This window comes from Maribacter luteus (assembly GCF_009674825.1).
Lineage (GTDB): Bacteria > Bacteroidota > Bacteroidia > Flavobacteriales > Flavobacteriaceae > Maribacter_A > Maribacter_A luteus.
The window spans coordinates 191,193-206,494 of sequence record NZ_WKJH01000003.1; the positions used below are offsets into that span (position 1 = coordinate 191,193).

A 15,302-nucleotide genomic window follows, 5' to 3' on the forward strand; every position below is an offset into this window, starting at 1 on the left:
CTTCAGATGTAATTCGCTATTTATCGTTTGTGTCAATTTAAAGTCGTAATCGATTGGAATCAATTCAGAAGGAGCTTATTCAAACTCTATCAACAATTGTTTTTTCTCTACGGCTTCCCCTTTATTTATTGATATGGATTTTATGGTTCCCGTTCTCGGGGACGCAATTACATTTTCCATTTTCATGGCTTCCAAAATCAACAAGGGATCTTCTTCCTTCACGGTCTGGCCAATGGAAACATTTATTTCCAGGATAAGACCTGGCATAGGGGCATGTATGGCATCGACATTCTTGGTAGAACCGGTTGAAAACCCCATTTCATTGATCAATAGATCTAGATCATCCGAAATGACCGTTTCATAGGTGCTGGTATTAACCTTTATGGTGTATTTTTTCTTATTGAAATCCGAAGATAGGATTTCGGCAAGGAACGGTTTGTTATCCTTTAAAATATGGTACGTTGTTTCTGAAGTGGGTAAGGCATCCAAACTTGAAATATCTTGGTCCATAATATTGAAAGACATATCATGGTTTACGTTTACCTTGAATTTTTTATTCATAGTCGGTGCGGTTTAGAATTATCTATTTTATTATTCAAAATCAGGCCATAGGTGCCATAAATTTATTCTTGGGCTTCCAATACCGATCCAAACCCCCACTCTTCATATTTGAAAAAGCCAATGGCCTTTTAAAATCTTATTTCATTTTTTTGGACATTAAATACGCTTACATATTTCTAAAGGAATTACATGAACAAGTATAACTATAAAAAAAGAAACAAAAAATGAATTTTATCATTTATTGACAAAATACACCCTCTTTTATCTTCGTTCTGATGATCTGAAATATAAATTATTGATATATTAAAAATACCAAGATGTCACTACTGATAAATATGAATCTTAATTATGGTGCTTTTACCTTTATGACTACCTTTGTCACTTTCATTTTTTAAGCTAAATCCTGTTGAGGAAACACCTCATTTTCCTTACGGAAAACAGAGCGTTTTTTTTCGTTTAAAAAGAGATAACACGATTTTATCCAGTACTCCATGACAAACTACAAACCAAAGGGAAGACTAACTGCAAAAGAATATATTGATGGTATCTTAAAGGGAGACAGGGTTATCCTGTCCCGGGGCATCACCATTGTAGAAAGCAATTTAGAAAGCGATAAAAAACTGGCCAAGGAAATCATACAGGCGATACTGCCCCATTCGGGAAATTCGATACGAATCGGTATTACCGGGGTTCCCGGGGTAGGGAAAAGTACTTTTATCGAGGCCTTTGGCAAATATCTTATCGGCCAAGGGCATAAAGTCGGTATCCTGTCCATTGACCCAAGTAGTCAACGTTCAAAAGGTAGTATTCTTGGCGACAAAACCCGAATGGAAGAGCTTGCCAATATGGAAGATGCCTATATTCGACCTTCTGCAACCGGCGACACCCTTGGGGGCGTGGCCAATAAAACAGGGGAATCCATGTTACTTTGTGAAGCTGCAGGCTACGATATTATACTGATCGAGACCGTTGGTGTAGGACAATCCGAAACTGCCGTTCACGGTATGACCGATTTCTTTTTGCTGCTGATGTTATCCGGAGCAGGTGATGAACTCCAGGGCATTAAAAAAGGAATCATGGAGATGGCAGATATGGTCGTCATCAACAAGGCCGACGGGGACAATATCAAGAAAAGTGAAATGGCCAGACGTCAATACCAAAACGCTTTGCACATTTTCCCATTGTCCGAATCCGGATGGAGTCCGGTTGTTACAACAGCCTCTGCCATAAAGAATATCGGTATAGATACCGTTTGGGAAGAAATCTCGAAGTATAAAAAACAGGTTGATGAAAACGGTTACTTCATAAAAAACAGGAACCATCAACAGATAAAATGGATGTACAATAATATAAATGAGGAATTGAAACAATTGTTCTATGGCTCAAAAAACATAGCCGATCATTTATCCGACTTGGAAAAGGATATCATTTCCTCTAAAATCTCACCTGTAGAGGCCGCCCAAAATATTATCCAAGAATTCAAGAATTCCATTTAAGGTTCTATTATCGACCTAAGAATTAAATTTAGTTTTCAATGAAGAAATCGATACTATTTATTTTTGTATTTCTCTCGGCAATTCAATTATCGTTGGGCCAAGAAACCATTGAAGACCAATCAAAGGAATTAGTGCGCTATTTGGATAATTGGCATAATGAGGAAACCGGTCTTTGGGAAACCACTTCATGGTGGAATGCTGCAAACATCCTAACTGCCCTTATCAATAATGCCAAGTTGACCAAAAACACCGATTTTAAGGAAAGTATTGAGGATATTTTCAATAAGACGAAGGAGTTTGAGGTTGAGGCCACGGAAACGAAACCTGCATGGGTCTGCAAGAATTACATCAACGAGTTTTATGATGATGAAGGTTGGTGGGCACTTGCTTGGTTAGATGCTTGGGAGTACACCGGGGAAAAAAAGTACTTAGATATGGCCAATATCATTTTTAAGGATATCACTACAGGATGGAGCGATACCGGTGGATTATATTGGAAAAAAGAACTGGAGTTCAAAGGATCTATCAGTAATGGCCTTGCCCTAACATTGGCCACAAGATTGCATTTGGCCGGTACCAAAGAAGTAAATGGTAAAACAGCGCTACGTTGGGCGATATCCATTTGGGATTGGATGATCAAATCGAAATTGATAAATAGCAACGGGAACATGCAAGATGGGATTCGGTTTAAAAACGGAAAGGAATCTATTACAGAAAATGTTTGGACCTATAATCAGGGCGTTGTTCTGACCGGTTTGGTACACCTAAATAAGATAACAGGCGAAAAGCATTATATAAAAAGCGCCCATGACCTTGCCAAGGCAACAGTAAAAAACATGACGAATAGCGATTTGGTCTTGGTCGAGAAAAGATGTGAACCGGATAAATGCCGTCCGGATTCCAAACAGTTCAAGGGTGTCTTTATGCGGCATCTTATGTTCTTAAATGAACAAAGCCCAAAAAAAATGTATAAACAATTTATCAAAAAGAATGCGAATGCCATATGGAACAAGGCCATGAACAAAGGTAAACAAGACCCTGGCGTGGTTTGGGATGCGCCTTCGGAGCCAAATGCAGCGACGGTTTCCTCCGCCCTTGATGCATTCAATGCTGCCTTATCACTTTAGTATTAAAGTCAATTCGTGATGGTGTGGTGGTGTTGTACTTTTTCAGATGACCCAGTGTAAAGGCCATATTTATGAATTCGATAGCATTTTTAACGATTTAGTTTTTTAGGAAATATAACAAATGTCAGTTTCAGCAACTTTTTAATAATTTACTTTTGTCACTTATTTTTTCAAAATAAACCTTCATGCACTTTTTAGACACTACCTACCTCGTTTTATTCTTGATCATTTGTATCGGATTCATCATTGGAAACATAAAAGTAAAAGGGATATCATTGGATATTTCCGCCATTATATTCGTCGCCCTTCTTTTTGGACATCTTGGCGTTTCACTTCCGAATATCCTTCAAAAAATAGGATTGATATTGTTTATCTACACCATAGGCTTGCAGGCCGGTCCCGGATTTTTCGATTCTTTCAGAAAAGATGGGAAGAACTTGATGATCATGGCGACCATAGTAATTATATCCGCCGCCGTTTTGGCCCTACTTGCCATTGTGGTTTTGGATATAGACAAATCCATCGCCATTGGTTTAATGGCCGGTGCACTTACAAGTACACCGGGTTTGGCAACGGTAATCGATATAACACATTCACCATTGGCATCTATCGGTTATGGTATTGCCTACCCATTCGGGGTCATCGGAGTTATCCTGTTCGTTAAACTGTACCCGAAATTTTTAAGAATAAACCTTACCAAAGAAGAAAAAGACTATGAGGCGAAGGCACTTAGTCATTACGAAACCATTACCAGGGCCAATTTCGTTGTAGAGCACGAAGGGGCCATAAATAAAACCATTGGGGAACTTAGGGTACGCTCCATGACCAAAGGGGTTATTTCAAGGGTTATGCACGACGGAAAGGCCTTTACCCCTAAGAAAGATACGGTATTACACAAAGGCGATTACGTGCGGGTCGTAGGAAGCGAAGAATCGCTAAGACGAGTCGAATTATTGATTGGACCAAAATCAGATGTTGAAATTGCCTTTGGAGAGCAATATGTATCCCAATCCTATTTGATGACCCGAACTGAATTGGTGAATAAATCATTAGGGGAATTGAATTTGAGGGAAAATTTCAATGCCACCATAACCAGAATACGAAGAAGTGGTATAGATTTATCACCAAATTCAACCCTAAAATTACAGATCGGGGACAAATTGATGATCTCTAGTGAAAAAGACAATGTTTCCCAGATATCGCAATTGATCGGGAATAATAAAAGTGAACTTTCCGACACCAACTTTTTTCCATTGGCATTGGGTATCGTCATCGGTATTTTGGTCGGAGGGGTTTCCATCAATTTTGGTGATACGTTCAGTTTTAACCTAGGTCTTACAGGAGGTGTTCTGATTGTTGCCATGATATTAGGCCGTGTAGGCAAAACCGGGAATGTTTTATGGATGATGAGTGGCAATGCCAATCAACTTCTGAGACAGTTCGGACTAATGCTTTTCTTGGCTGTTGTGGGTACTGAAGCGGGGGCCACATTGGTAGAGACCTATTCGCAATATGGCATTAAACTATTCTTGGTCGGTGGCTTAATGACTTTTCTACCCATGCTTTTCGCCGCGATTGTTGCCCGTATCTTTTTCAAAATAAACGCTTTGACCTTATTAGGAACCATTACGGGATCAATGACAAGTACCCCTGGGTTGGCCGCTGTTGACACAATGACCAAAACAGACGCACCATCCTTAGCCTACGCAACGGTCTACCCTATAGCGATGGTACTATTGATTATTTGTACTCAGATTTTAGGGCTATTGTTCTAATAGTTGGGAATCGGTATTAAAAAGAGCTTTGTAGGCTTCGCTAGTGACGAACATATGTTTTTAGCCCTTCGGGATTTCGCAATAGCTTGAGGCGAATAAATTTACCTTTTAGTCTTACCCGACAGCTTATCTATATTTTCCTGGAGTAGGTTGTTATGGTACTCGGCCTTTACTGCTTGCATACAGGAAGCGCAAAGGCAATCGGTATACCTTTCCCTTAAGTATGCACGTTCTTCCTCATTTAACGTTACCGTGGTGCATTGACATAGTAATATGGAACCCACTTTACATTCGAAGACCGTATTACATCTTTGGCAATTTTTATCCTCGTGTTTATTCATTCGTTTCCAAGGGTATTAAATCACAGAACCAAAAACCGTTAGTAGTTTCCCCATTTTTATATTCCCGATACACTTTTTCCCCAACAGTGAATTGAACTGGGTTTTTAAAATAGGGAGCATCGAAACAAAAGGTATGGAATTCACCGTTTTCACCACAAGGATCGACCCCTTCGGGCAAATCGTTTATAAAATCCTCATCGATGATCCTTCCGGCAAACGACTCGTCCAAGACGGCAGCGTTTACGCAGACTACAATGGTCCTGAAACCTTTGCCCAAGAAATCCTGGATCAATTGGGTGGTATCTTTTTTCCATAACGGGAAGACAGTTTTAATACCAACTTGCGCTAGTTGTTGCTCACGATACACCCTTAGGTCTTCCAAGAAAATATCGCCAAAACCAGCATATTCCATTCCCTCAGCTTTTAATTCTTCGACCTTTTGGCCCATCAGTTTTTCATATTCACCATTTGAAGGACTCTCTGGCAACGCCACCCTATGGCTTGGCAAGCCAATGGACTTAACTTGTTGTTCCAGCATTTCAATCCTTAACCCATGCATGCTGACCCGATTGAAATGTGCATTTACGGTCGTTAGTATACATTCAACATTATATCCGGGGTCCTGCAAGAGGTAATGGAGCCCAAGAGCGGCATCTTTACCACTGCTCCAATTCATATAAGTTCTAAGCTTCGTCATAAATAATTTGGATGGATGACTTTAGGGTTAAAAAATGATAAAGTTAATCAGTAATGTTCATATCCATGAATCATAAAACCACTATCCAATAAAAAATCAGATAGTGGTTTCTTTTTATTTGAGAGCAATTTTCGCCTTAGTAAATGATAGACCTTGACAAAAACCGCTTAAGGAAACAAATCCTTATTGCTCTAAATATTTCTCCATTATTGTAATGGCAGATTCGGAAATTACGGTACCAGGTCCGAATATGGCAGCTACTTTCCTTTCCAATAAATAGTCATAATCCTGTTCGGGAATTACTCCACCTGCAAATACCATGATATCAGGTCTTCCAAGTTTTTCCAACTCACCGATCAATTGTGGTATCAATGTTTTGTGCCCTGCAGCCAAACTTGAAGCCCCTACAAAGTGAACATCGTTCTCAACAGCCTGTTTCGCAACCTCCTCAGGAGTTTGGAACAAAGAGCCCATATCTACATCAAAACCTAAATCCGCAAAACTAGAGGCAACCACCTTGGCTCCCCTATCATGGCCATCTTGCCCCATTTTAGCAATCATCACCCTTGGGCGACGACCTTCAATTTCGGCAAACTTATCGGCCAATTTTTGTGCTTTTTCAAAAGTACTATCGTTATCCACTTCTTTACTGTATACACCACTGATTAATCTAGTATCTGCTTTATGACGACCAAAATGAACCTCTAAAGCATCTGAAATCTCACCTAAAGTAGCAAAATTCTCGGCAGCCTCAACGGCCAATTCCAATAAATTCCCTTTACCTGTCTCAGCACATTTCGATAATGCGGCAAGATTGGCATCAACAACTGATTGATCCCTATTGGCACGTAGTTTTTTAAGACGCTCTATCTGTGAATCACGAACGACCGAGTTATCAACCTCAAGAATCTCGATATTGGCTTTCTCTTTGGTCCTGAATTTATTCACACCTACCAAGATATCCTGACCAGAATCCAATCGGGCCTGTTTACGGGCCGAGGCTTCCTCGATACGCATTTTAGGTACCCCGGTCTCGATGGCTTTTGCCATTCCGCCCAGTTCTTCAACTTCTTCAATCAATTTCCAAGCTTTTTTGGCAATCTCCTGGGTTAGGTACTCTACATAGTAAGAACCGGCCCATGGATCGACCGCTTTGGTCATCTGCGTTTCATCCTGGATATAAATCTGTGTATTACGAGCAATACGGGCAGAGAAATCGGTCGGTAAAGCAATAGCTTCATCCAACGCGTTTGTATGTAAGGATTGTGTTCCTCCCAATCCGGCAGCCATAGCTTCGATACATGTACGGGCAACGTTGTTGAAAGGATCTTGCTCACTTAAACTCCATCCTGAAGTCTGACTATGCGTACGCAATGCCATTGACTTTGGATTTGTTGGGTTGAATGATTTTATGATCTTTGCCCATAGCATACGTGCGGCACGCATTTTGGCGATTTCCATAAAGTGATTCATACCAACCGCCCAGAAGAATGACAAACGAGGAGCGAATTCATCGATTTTTAAACCGGATTTCAATCCCGTTCTAATATACTCCATTCCATCAGCCAATGTATATGCCAACTCAATATCGGCCGTTGCACCAGCTTCTTGCATGTGATAACCGGAGATAGAAATTGAGTTGAACTTTGGCATATTCTTAGTGGTGTAATCAAAGATATCACCAATAATTTTCATTGAAGGTAATGGTGGGTATATGTATGTATTACGCACCATGAACTCTTTTAAGATATCATTCTGGATCGTCCCGGATAGTTTATCCAAAGAAACCCCTTGTTTTCTCGCTGCAGCAATATAAAAAGCCATAATGGGCAATACCGCACCGTTCATTGTCATGGAAACCGACATTTTATCCAAAGGAATCTGATCGAACAGGATTTCCATATCTAAAATAGAATCTATGGCAACCCCGGCCTTACCAACATCACCGGTTACACGGGGGTGATCGGAATCGTACCCACGGTGTGTGGCCAAATCAAAGGCCACAGAAAGTCCCTTTTGACCTGCAGCCAAGTTTCTTCGATAGAAAGCATTAGATTCCTCAGCAGTTGAGAAACCTGCATACTGGCGGATCGTCCAAGGGCGCATGGCATACATTGCACTATAAGGCCCTCTTAAAAAAGGTGGCACACCAGCGGCATACCTTAAATGCTCCGCATCCTTAATATCTTCGGCTGTAAATTGTTTTTTTACCGGTATTCCTTCAGGAGTATTCCAAACGTCTTGATTCTCTGAAGTAGCAGCCGTTTGCTTAACAGCTGAATTTAATTTTATATCTGAAAAATCTGGTTTCATACTTCTTAAGATTTTAGTGTTTTTTGAACTTTTTCCTGAATACTTGAAAGTGTTACCAGAACATCGGTTCTCATATTTACAATTCCGTCTAAACCTGCTTCAGTCAGTTCATCCATATTTTTAGGGGCACCGGCCAACAATAAAACCTTGCTGGTAGTAATGGCCCTAAATGCTTTTATAAAGTCGAGTGCCGTTTCATCATAATCCTGATCGGAACTACATATAACCACTACGTGCGAATTTGATTTTGCACTTTCCGTAGCAGCAACCGCAGCGCTTTCAAAACTTTCTTCTTGATGAACGTCAAAACCACTAACACCGATAAAATCGTAAGCAAAAGCAGCTCTAGCCTTACGCATGGTCAAATTACCATAACTTGCCAACTGGACTATAGGTCGTACCTTGGTTTGTGCCACCAATTCTTCGGTCTTTCTTCGCATGGCCTCAATTTCCAAAGAAGCCCTTCTTGGAGTCAACAATTTTGGATTATCTTCCGCACCTCTAGAAAGCAAATCGGATGCAACGCTTTCCATTAAATTGGGATATTTGTTCACCCCGACCATAGGAAGTCTACGCTGACTGATCAATTTTAATTTTTGTAAACGGATATCAGCGATTTGTTGTTGGATCGTTTCGTTTTCAAATGCCGCATAAAAACCTCCTGCGGTTTCGATAGCCTTGAACAATTCCAAAGCTTTTTCCGCAATTTTAGTAGTAACCTCTTCAACATAGTAAGATCCATCTACTGGATTCGTTACTTTACCAAAATAGGATTCTTCCCTTAATATCGTGGTTATGTTACCCGCTATTCTATTTGAAAACTCTGAGGGCTCTTTAAATTCCTTATCATAAGGATCAATTAAAACGCCATCAACATTACCCAATATTGCGGACATGGCCTCTGTGGTAGCGCGCAACATATTCGTATTGGCATCTGTTATTGATTTACTCCAGATAGAAGTTTTTGCCGTAACTGTTTTGTTAACCTCGGCTACACCATATTTAGCAGCAATTTCGGCCAATAAACTATTAAAGGCCCTAAACTTACCTATCTCAACAAAATACTCTAGACCAATGGCCAATTTAAAGTTCAAGTTGTTGAATATATCATTGGTATCTACACCTTTTTCAGTTAATTTATCGGTTAGGAAAACCAAAGAATTCAAGGTGTAGGCAATCTCTTGCACTTGGTTAGCACCTGAATCCAAATATTCAGTTCCCGAAATCGTGATTGCCTTGAAACTTGGGAAATCAGCCGTTAATTTGATCAATTCTGAAACAACTTCAATTTGACCTTCATCAAAAGAACCTGTGGTAACATAATCGGAAATTATTCCCGTATCTATATATCCTTTCAAGTCTTTTCCTTTGGCAACCTTCACCAATTCAGCCGTAAAGTGAACGGCGTTGTCCGCCAACTCAAAAGAAACCGCAATTTCATTTAAATCGATACCATTTAACAGGCTTGCGGCCGAAACATTTCCCTTTACTTGGAAAATGATTCCGTTCATTCCTTCTTCAACGGCTTTTAAGGCTAACTTATTTCCACTCTCTGCGTTTGCCACGGCAACGCTTCTATAATTAAATAGGGATTGGGAATTTTCCCCTGTATTTTTAAGTTGTTCAATTTTGCTATCAGCATTATAACAAGGTTGGATATTGATTCCCGAAAGGTTTTTCCAAACCAGTTTCTTTTCAAAATCTGCTCCTTTTAAATCTGCCGTCACCCTTTCCATCCACTGCTCGGTAGAAACCGGAGGGAATTCTGAAAAAAGTGATTTATTCTTATCGTTCATAATATGTGCTATTAGTAATGATATATTAATTTGCTATTCTATATCTTTTAAAAAACTACACCGAAATGGTACTTCCGAATCTTTCGAAGATAGCTTTATCAAGTTCTTCCCTGCTATCTGGATGTGCAATATCCCTTAGCGCAACGGCCCTTTGTTTCAAGCTTCTTCCGAACAGTTCGGCAACACCATATTCCGTTGCCACAAAACGTGCATGGGCACGTGTAGTAACAACCCCAGCCCCTGGTTTTAAAGCAGGTACGATTTTAGAGACCCCTTTTAATGTTGTTGAAGTAATTGCACAGATCGGTTTTCCTCCTTTTGACAATGCCGCACCTCGCATAAAGTCCATTTGCCCACCAACTCCTGAGAACATTCTTGTACCGATTGAATCAGCACAGATCTGCCCGGTCAAATCCACTTCAATAGCAGAGTTTATAGCGGTTACCTTAGGGTTTTGACGAATGACCGCTGTATCGTTCACATAAGCGATGTCTTTCATTTCAATTTCTGGGTTATCATCCATAAAGTCATATAAACGACGTGTACCCATTGCGAAACCTGATACGATTTTATAAGGATTCGTTTTTTTCTGCGAACCGTTTACGATACCTTTTTCAACGAGGTCAACGATACCTTCTGAGAACATTTCTGTATGAACCCCTAAGTTCTTGTGATTGTGCAAAAACGTTAAAACGGCATTAGGAATTCCTCCAATACCCATTTGAAGTGTTGCACCATCCTCTATGATCCCAGCAATATTTTTACCTATGGCTTTTTCTGTTTCAGAAGGATCCACAAAGCTCATTTCGTAGATTTCCTCTTCGATTTCAACACAAGCATCAAAGTTTTTAACGTGAATTTGTGCGTCGCCAAAAGTACGTGGCATTAACGGATTGATCTGGGCAATTACTTTTTTACCTTGCTCAATTCCAGATAGGACAATATCAACCGAAACCCCTAAGGAGCAGAAACCATGCTTATCTGGAGGGGAAACATTGACCATAACGACATCAAGATCCATATACCCTTCCCTGAACAAACTAGGGATATCACTTAAAAAAATAGGAATATAATCAGCGGTATCACCTATTCTTTTTCGAATATTACCCCCAATAAAGAATGCATTGGTATGAAAGCTTTCCCTATATTCAGGCTCGGTATACCCGCATTCACCTTCAGTATGCAAGTGTACGATTTCAACATTCCTTAATTCAGGAGCCCTTGCGACCATCGCTTTAATCAAAGCTTGTGGTGTTGCTGAACCACCTTGAATTAATACCCTATTTCCAGATTCTATCAATTTTACAGCTTCATCAGCTGACATTACATTCGGAATTTTCATCTTTCTAATTTTTATATCTAATTATCCAATCTAAATACGTTCAATTATGCTAAGAAACTCAACAAAATACCTGCTGCGATAGCAGAACCTATAACTCCTGAAACGTTTGGAGCCATGGCATGCATCAACAGATAATTATGCGGGTCTGATTTTAGCGCCTCGGCATGTACAACCCTAGCACTATCAGGAACTGCCGAAACCCCTGAAGCACCGATCAACGGATTGATCTTATTATCCCCTTTAAGGAATAGGTTCATGAATTTTGCAAAAAGTAACCCTCCCATAGTGGCAATCACAAATGAAACGGCACCTAGTGTAAAAATCAACATTGAATCCTTGGTGATAAATATATCCGCTTGTGTTGAGGCACCTACCGTAACACCTAGCAATATAGTAACAATATCGATAAGTTTTGTTCTGGCCGTATCGGCAAGACGTTCTGTTCTACCAGACTCCTTTAATAAATTACCGAAGAACAACATACCCAATAGTGGTAATGCACTGGGAGAAATAAAAGTAGTCAACAATAGAGCAACTACAGGGAAAATCATTTTTTCCTTTTGTGTAACTGCCCTTGGTGGTTTCATCCTGATTTTCCTATCCTCTTTATTAACCAACAACCTCATAATAGGTGGTTGAATAACGGGAACCAAGGCCATATAAGAATAAGCGGCAATGGCAATAGGTCCGATCAGGTTTTTAACAGTTGTTCCATCAGGGAGGATATTGACACCATTCGCCAATTTAGATGACAAGAATATCGCCGTAGGGCCATCTGCCCCACCAATGATGCCAATTGCACCTGCCTCAGGCAAAGCGAACCCTAGATAAAGCGCACCCAAGAATGTTCCAAAAACACCGATCTGCGCTGCAGCGCCCAATAACATCAATTTTGGATTGGCGATCAAAGAGGAAAAATCGGTCATTGCCCCGATACCCAAGAAGATCAATGGGGGATAAATCCCTTTTACCACCCCAAAATAAAGGTAGTTCAATACAGATCCCGTCTCGTAAATACCTGTTTGGTTACCTGCGACAAAGGGGATGTTCCCTATAATCACACCAATACCAATCGGAATCAGTAATAATGGCTCATAATCAAATTTAATGCCCAGGTAGATAAATACAATCCCGATCAGGATCATTAATATATGCCCCCAAGTGGCATTTGCGAATCCTGTATAATTATAGAATTGCTGCATACCGTGCATCGCGTTTTCAAAAACCCCTTCCCCTTGTTCAACGGTAGGTAATTGATCCACGGTTGTAATTTCATCTTTAGGATCAGCATCACCACTGAACCCCAATACAGGTCGTATAAAGATCAGTAATGATAGTACTCCGAATATTAAAAGTATTTTCTTCATTTTATGTTTTTTTGCGAGTATTTGCAAGGCATTGGTTCTGCAAGAAAGCAGGGACAACGCCTACAATTACGAAATTTCTACTCAAGTTCTATCATTACTTCGTTCTGCAATACTTGCTGACCAACATTAACATTCACCGCAGTGACGGTTCCTGCTTTTTCGGAAGCGATGTTGTTTTCCATTTTCATGGCCTCTAACACCAATAAACGGTCGCCTACTTTTATGGTATCCCCAACTTTAACATCAAGGGAAAGTACTACTCCCGGAATGGGTGCAACGATCTTTGTCTTTGATGAACCTGGATTTACCTTTAAAGGCTCTGCAGGTCTTTTTGACGCTGCACGAACCAAAGTAGGTGTTTTGGCTTTTTTGGTTTCCTCCTTCATTTTTACGGAATAGGAGGTTCCGTTTACTTCCATTTCAATGATATTTCCTTCGTGCGAAAGAATCTTTACATTGTAATTGTTATTCTGGATATTAAAATTAAAGTGTTTCATTCTTTTGGTTGTTTCTTGTTACCGGATCTGCTAAAAAATTATACGACAAACCAATATTTTTATTTAAGTTTTTGATGTGTACCATAAATTTTGGAACTCCAAGGAGAATATAATTTTCTGGCTTGTTTAATGGTCAATACGGCATTTTCATCATCATGCTGTTCATTTAAATACAAATGAATAGCTGTTGATATGGCCGCTGCAACTTCGCCGGTAAAATTCTCATCGGCGGTGATAGGAATATCCTTGATCTTTTTGTCCCTTCCTTTGGTAATGATCCGATATAGATATAACATCACCGGCAACCCAAATTGAAAGAACAATGAAAGGATCAATAATGCACTGAAGACAATTAGAAGTCCAGTCAACAATATAACATACCCTTCACTGATCTGATCTGCTTGCATACTCATAGTCAATAACATCATAATGGTAAGTTTGAGTGTTTTTTAGGAGGGTTGACCTCTTTCTTGTTCGAAAGTAATTCCAAAGCCCTAACTATTCTGAAACGAGTATTCCTAGGCTCAATGACATCATCGATAAAACCGTATTTTGCCGCAACATAAGGATTGGCGAATTTTTCGGTGTACTCATCTTCTTTCTTGGTGATGTACTTACTTTTCTCATCGGCATCCTCGATTTTACGAATATTACTTCCTTCGAGTACCTCAACAGCTCCTTTTGCCCCCATTACCGCAATTTCAGCAGTTGGCCAAGCATAGTTCAAATCACCTCTTAATTGCTTACAGCTCATTACATCATGGGCACCACCGTAAGATTTACGTAAAGTTATGGTTACTTTAGGAACGGTTGCTTCACCATAAGCGAACAACAATTTGGCTCCATGAAGGATGATACCACCGTATTCCTGTCCTGTTCCTGGCAAGAACCCAGGTACATCTACCAATGTGACGATAGGAATATTAAAAGCATCACAGAAGCGTACAAAACGTGCTGCCTTTCTAGAGGCTTCAATATCCAATACACCGGCATAATATTTAGGTTGGTTGGCAACGATACCTACCGAACGACCATTGAATCTAGCAAAACCTACACAGATATTACGTGCATAATTCCTATGAACCTCTGTAAACTCACCATTATCGACAATGATAGAAATAACATCTACAATATCATAAGGTTGGTTCGGGTTCTCAGGAATGATTTCATTCAAGGCATCTTCTAAACGATCTATTGGATCATCACAAGTTATGCTTGGTGGATCTTCAAGGTTATTTGAAGGCAAGTAGCTCATTAATTTTCTAATCAACAACAAGTTCTCTTCATCACTTTCTGCCAAGAAATGCGATACACCCGATTTTGTAGAATGTATATTGGCACCACCTAATTGTTCTGCCGTTACCACTTCCCCTGTAACTGTTTGTACAACCTTAGGACCTGTTACGAACATGTAACTGGTTTTGTCGGTCATAACGGTAAAATCGGTCAATGCTGGAGAGTAAACCGCTCCACCGGCACAAGGACCTAAAATTGATGAAATCTGTGGTATAACCCCAGAAGCCATAATATTTCTTTGGAAAATCTCGGCATAACCGGCCAAAGATCTTACCCCTTCTTGAATACGTGCACCACCACTATCGTTAAGTCCGATTACGGGAACCCCGATTTTCATCGCCATGTCCATAATCTTACAAATCTTCAATGCGTAGGTTTCCGAAAGTGATCCACCGAAAACAGTGAAATCCTGAGAGAAAACATAAACGATCCTACCGTCTATGGTACCGTGACCGGTAACCACACCATCGGAAAGGAAACGCTGCTTATCCAACCCGAACGATTTTGTCCTATGGGTTACGAACATATCGAACTCCTCGAAACTATCTTCATCTAACAATAGATCAATTCTTTCCCTCGCGGTAAGTTTACCTTTAGCGTGTTGGGAATCAATCCGTTTTTCACCACCACCTAATCTGGCTTCGGCCCTTTTCTCAATGAGTTCATTGATTTTTTCTTGATTTGCCATTCTTAT

At 40.1% G+C, this 15,302-nt stretch carries 13 protein-coding genes; 3 read left to right on the forward strand and 10 right to left on the reverse strand.

The genetic code is table 11. From position 1 onward, the window contains the following. Window positions 1-75: 75 nt before the first annotated feature. Window positions 76-561 carry an acyl-CoA carboxylase biotin carboxyl carrier protein subunit gene (locus GJ691_RS06580; RefSeq protein ID WP_154365049.1) on the reverse strand — a complete coding sequence of 162 codons (486 nt, stop codon included), beginning with the start codon at window positions 559-561 and terminating at the stop codon, window positions 76-78. Between the two features lie 491 nt (window positions 562-1,052). Between GJ691_RS06580 and meaB the strand changes: the two genes are divergently transcribed. From meaB to GJ691_RS06595, 3 genes are all read left to right on the forward strand, one after another. Continuing rightward, window positions 1,053-2,057 carry a methylmalonyl Co-A mutase-associated GTPase MeaB gene (gene meaB, locus GJ691_RS06585; protein ID WP_154365051.1) on the forward strand — a complete coding sequence of 335 codons (1,005 nt, stop codon included), beginning with the start codon at window positions 1,053-1,055 and terminating at the stop codon, window positions 2,055-2,057. 38 nt (window positions 2,058-2,095) lie between these two features. Continuing rightward, window positions 2,096-3,184 (forward strand): glycoside hydrolase family 76 protein, encoded by a 1,089-nt coding sequence (locus GJ691_RS06590; RefSeq protein WP_154365054.1) that lies wholly within the window; start codon window positions 2,096-2,098, stop codon window positions 3,182-3,184. A gap of 185 nt (window positions 3,185-3,369) precedes the next feature. Beyond that, window positions 3,370-4,959 (forward strand): aspartate:alanine exchanger family transporter, encoded by a 1,590-nt coding sequence (locus GJ691_RS06595; protein ID WP_154365056.1) that lies wholly within the window; start codon window positions 3,370-3,372, stop codon window positions 4,957-4,959. A gap of 101 nt (window positions 4,960-5,060) precedes the next feature. Here GJ691_RS06595 and GJ691_RS06600 read toward each other — a convergent pair whose 3' ends face one another. From GJ691_RS06600 to GJ691_RS06640, 9 genes are all read right to left on the reverse strand, one after another. Further along, window positions 5,061-5,300: a cysteine-rich CWC family protein gene (locus GJ691_RS06600; protein ID WP_154365057.1), complete on the reverse strand. Its 240-nt coding sequence runs from the start codon at window positions 5,298-5,300 to the stop codon at window positions 5,061-5,063. After that, window positions 5,293-5,997, reverse strand: coding sequence for a Dph6-related ATP pyrophosphatase (locus tag GJ691_RS06605; protein WP_154365058.1), 705 nt, complete (start codon window positions 5,995-5,997; stop codon window positions 5,293-5,295). The genes GJ691_RS06600 and GJ691_RS06605 overlap by 8 nt, the downstream gene beginning before the upstream one ends. 183 nt (window positions 5,998-6,180) lie before the next feature. Beyond that, the gene (gene scpA, locus GJ691_RS06610; protein ID WP_154365059.1) at window positions 6,181-8,310 is read right to left on the reverse strand and encodes a methylmalonyl-CoA mutase; all 2,130 of its coding nucleotides are present in this window, start codon (window positions 8,308-8,310) and stop codon (window positions 6,181-6,183) included. A 5-nt stretch (window positions 8,311-8,315) separates the two neighbouring features. Further along, on the reverse strand, window positions 8,316-10,106 hold the full coding sequence (locus GJ691_RS06615) for a methylmalonyl-CoA mutase family protein (protein WP_154365060.1): 1,791 nt from the start codon (window positions 10,104-10,106) through the stop codon (window positions 8,316-8,318). A gap of 55 nt (window positions 10,107-10,161) precedes the next feature. Beyond that, on the reverse strand, window positions 10,162-11,448 hold the full coding sequence (locus GJ691_RS06620) for an acetyl-CoA hydrolase/transferase family protein (RefSeq protein WP_154365061.1): 1,287 nt from the start codon (window positions 11,446-11,448) through the stop codon (window positions 10,162-10,164). A gap of 44 nt (window positions 11,449-11,492) precedes the next feature. Further along, window positions 11,493-12,815, reverse strand: coding sequence for a sodium ion-translocating decarboxylase subunit beta (locus GJ691_RS06625; RefSeq protein WP_154365062.1), 1,323 nt, complete (start codon window positions 12,813-12,815; stop codon window positions 11,493-11,495). 77 nt (window positions 12,816-12,892) lie between these two features. Then, a complete protein-coding gene (locus GJ691_RS06630; RefSeq protein WP_154365063.1) occupies window positions 12,893-13,312 on the reverse strand; it encodes a biotin/lipoyl-containing protein in 420 nt (139 codons plus the stop codon). Between the two features lie 59 nt (window positions 13,313-13,371). Then, window positions 13,372-13,740, reverse strand: coding sequence for an OadG family protein (locus tag GJ691_RS06635; protein ID WP_154365064.1), 369 nt, complete (start codon window positions 13,738-13,740; stop codon window positions 13,372-13,374). Further along, window positions 13,737-15,296, reverse strand: coding sequence for an acyl-CoA carboxylase subunit beta (locus GJ691_RS06640; protein ID WP_154365065.1), 1,560 nt, complete (start codon window positions 15,294-15,296; stop codon window positions 13,737-13,739). The genes GJ691_RS06635 and GJ691_RS06640 overlap by 4 nt, the downstream gene beginning before the upstream one ends. Window positions 15,297-15,302 lie beyond the last annotated feature (6 nt).

What these genes read in the sequence shown, in the direction of transcription:
- meaB (WP_154365051.1), top strand. Translation starts at nt 1,053, where the DNA reads ATGACAAACTACAAACCAAAGGGAAGACTAACTGCAAAAGAATATATT.
- scpA (WP_154365059.1), bottom strand. Translation starts at nt 8,310, where the DNA reads ATGAAACCAGATTTTTCAGATATAAAATTAAATTCAGCTGTTAAGCAA.
- GJ691_RS06600 (WP_154365057.1), bottom strand. Translation starts at nt 5,300, where the DNA reads ATGAATAAACACGAGGATAAAAATTGCCAAAGATGTAATACGGTCTTC.
- GJ691_RS06590 (WP_154365054.1), top strand. Translation starts at nt 2,096, where the DNA reads ATGAAGAAATCGATACTATTTATTTTTGTATTTCTCTCGGCAATTCAA.
- GJ691_RS06635 (WP_154365064.1), bottom strand. Translation starts at nt 13,740, where the DNA reads ATGATGTTATTGACTATGAGTATGCAAGCAGATCAGATCAGTGAAGGG.
- GJ691_RS06640 (WP_154365065.1), bottom strand. Translation starts at nt 15,296, where the DNA reads ATGGCAAATCAAGAAAAAATCAATGAACTCATTGAGAAAAGGGCCGAA.
- GJ691_RS06625 (WP_154365062.1), bottom strand. Translation starts at nt 12,815, where the DNA reads ATGAAGAAAATACTTTTAATATTCGGAGTACTATCATTACTGATCTTT.
- GJ691_RS06630 (WP_154365063.1), bottom strand. Translation starts at nt 13,312, where the DNA reads ATGAAACACTTTAATTTTAATATCCAGAATAACAATTACAATGTAAAG.
- GJ691_RS06605 (WP_154365058.1), bottom strand. Translation starts at nt 5,997, where the DNA reads ATGACGAAGCTTAGAACTTATATGAATTGGAGCAGTGGTAAAGATGCC.
- GJ691_RS06580 (WP_154365049.1), bottom strand. Translation starts at nt 561, where the DNA reads ATGAATAAAAAATTCAAGGTAAACGTAAACCATGATATGTCTTTCAAT.
- GJ691_RS06620 (WP_154365061.1), bottom strand. Translation starts at nt 11,448, where the DNA reads ATGAAAATTCCGAATGTAATGTCAGCTGATGAAGCTGTAAAATTGATA.
- GJ691_RS06595 (WP_154365056.1), top strand. Translation starts at nt 3,370, where the DNA reads ATGCACTTTTTAGACACTACCTACCTCGTTTTATTCTTGATCATTTGT.
- GJ691_RS06615 (WP_154365060.1), bottom strand. Translation starts at nt 10,106, where the DNA reads ATGAACGATAAGAATAAATCACTTTTTTCAGAATTCCCTCCGGTTTCT.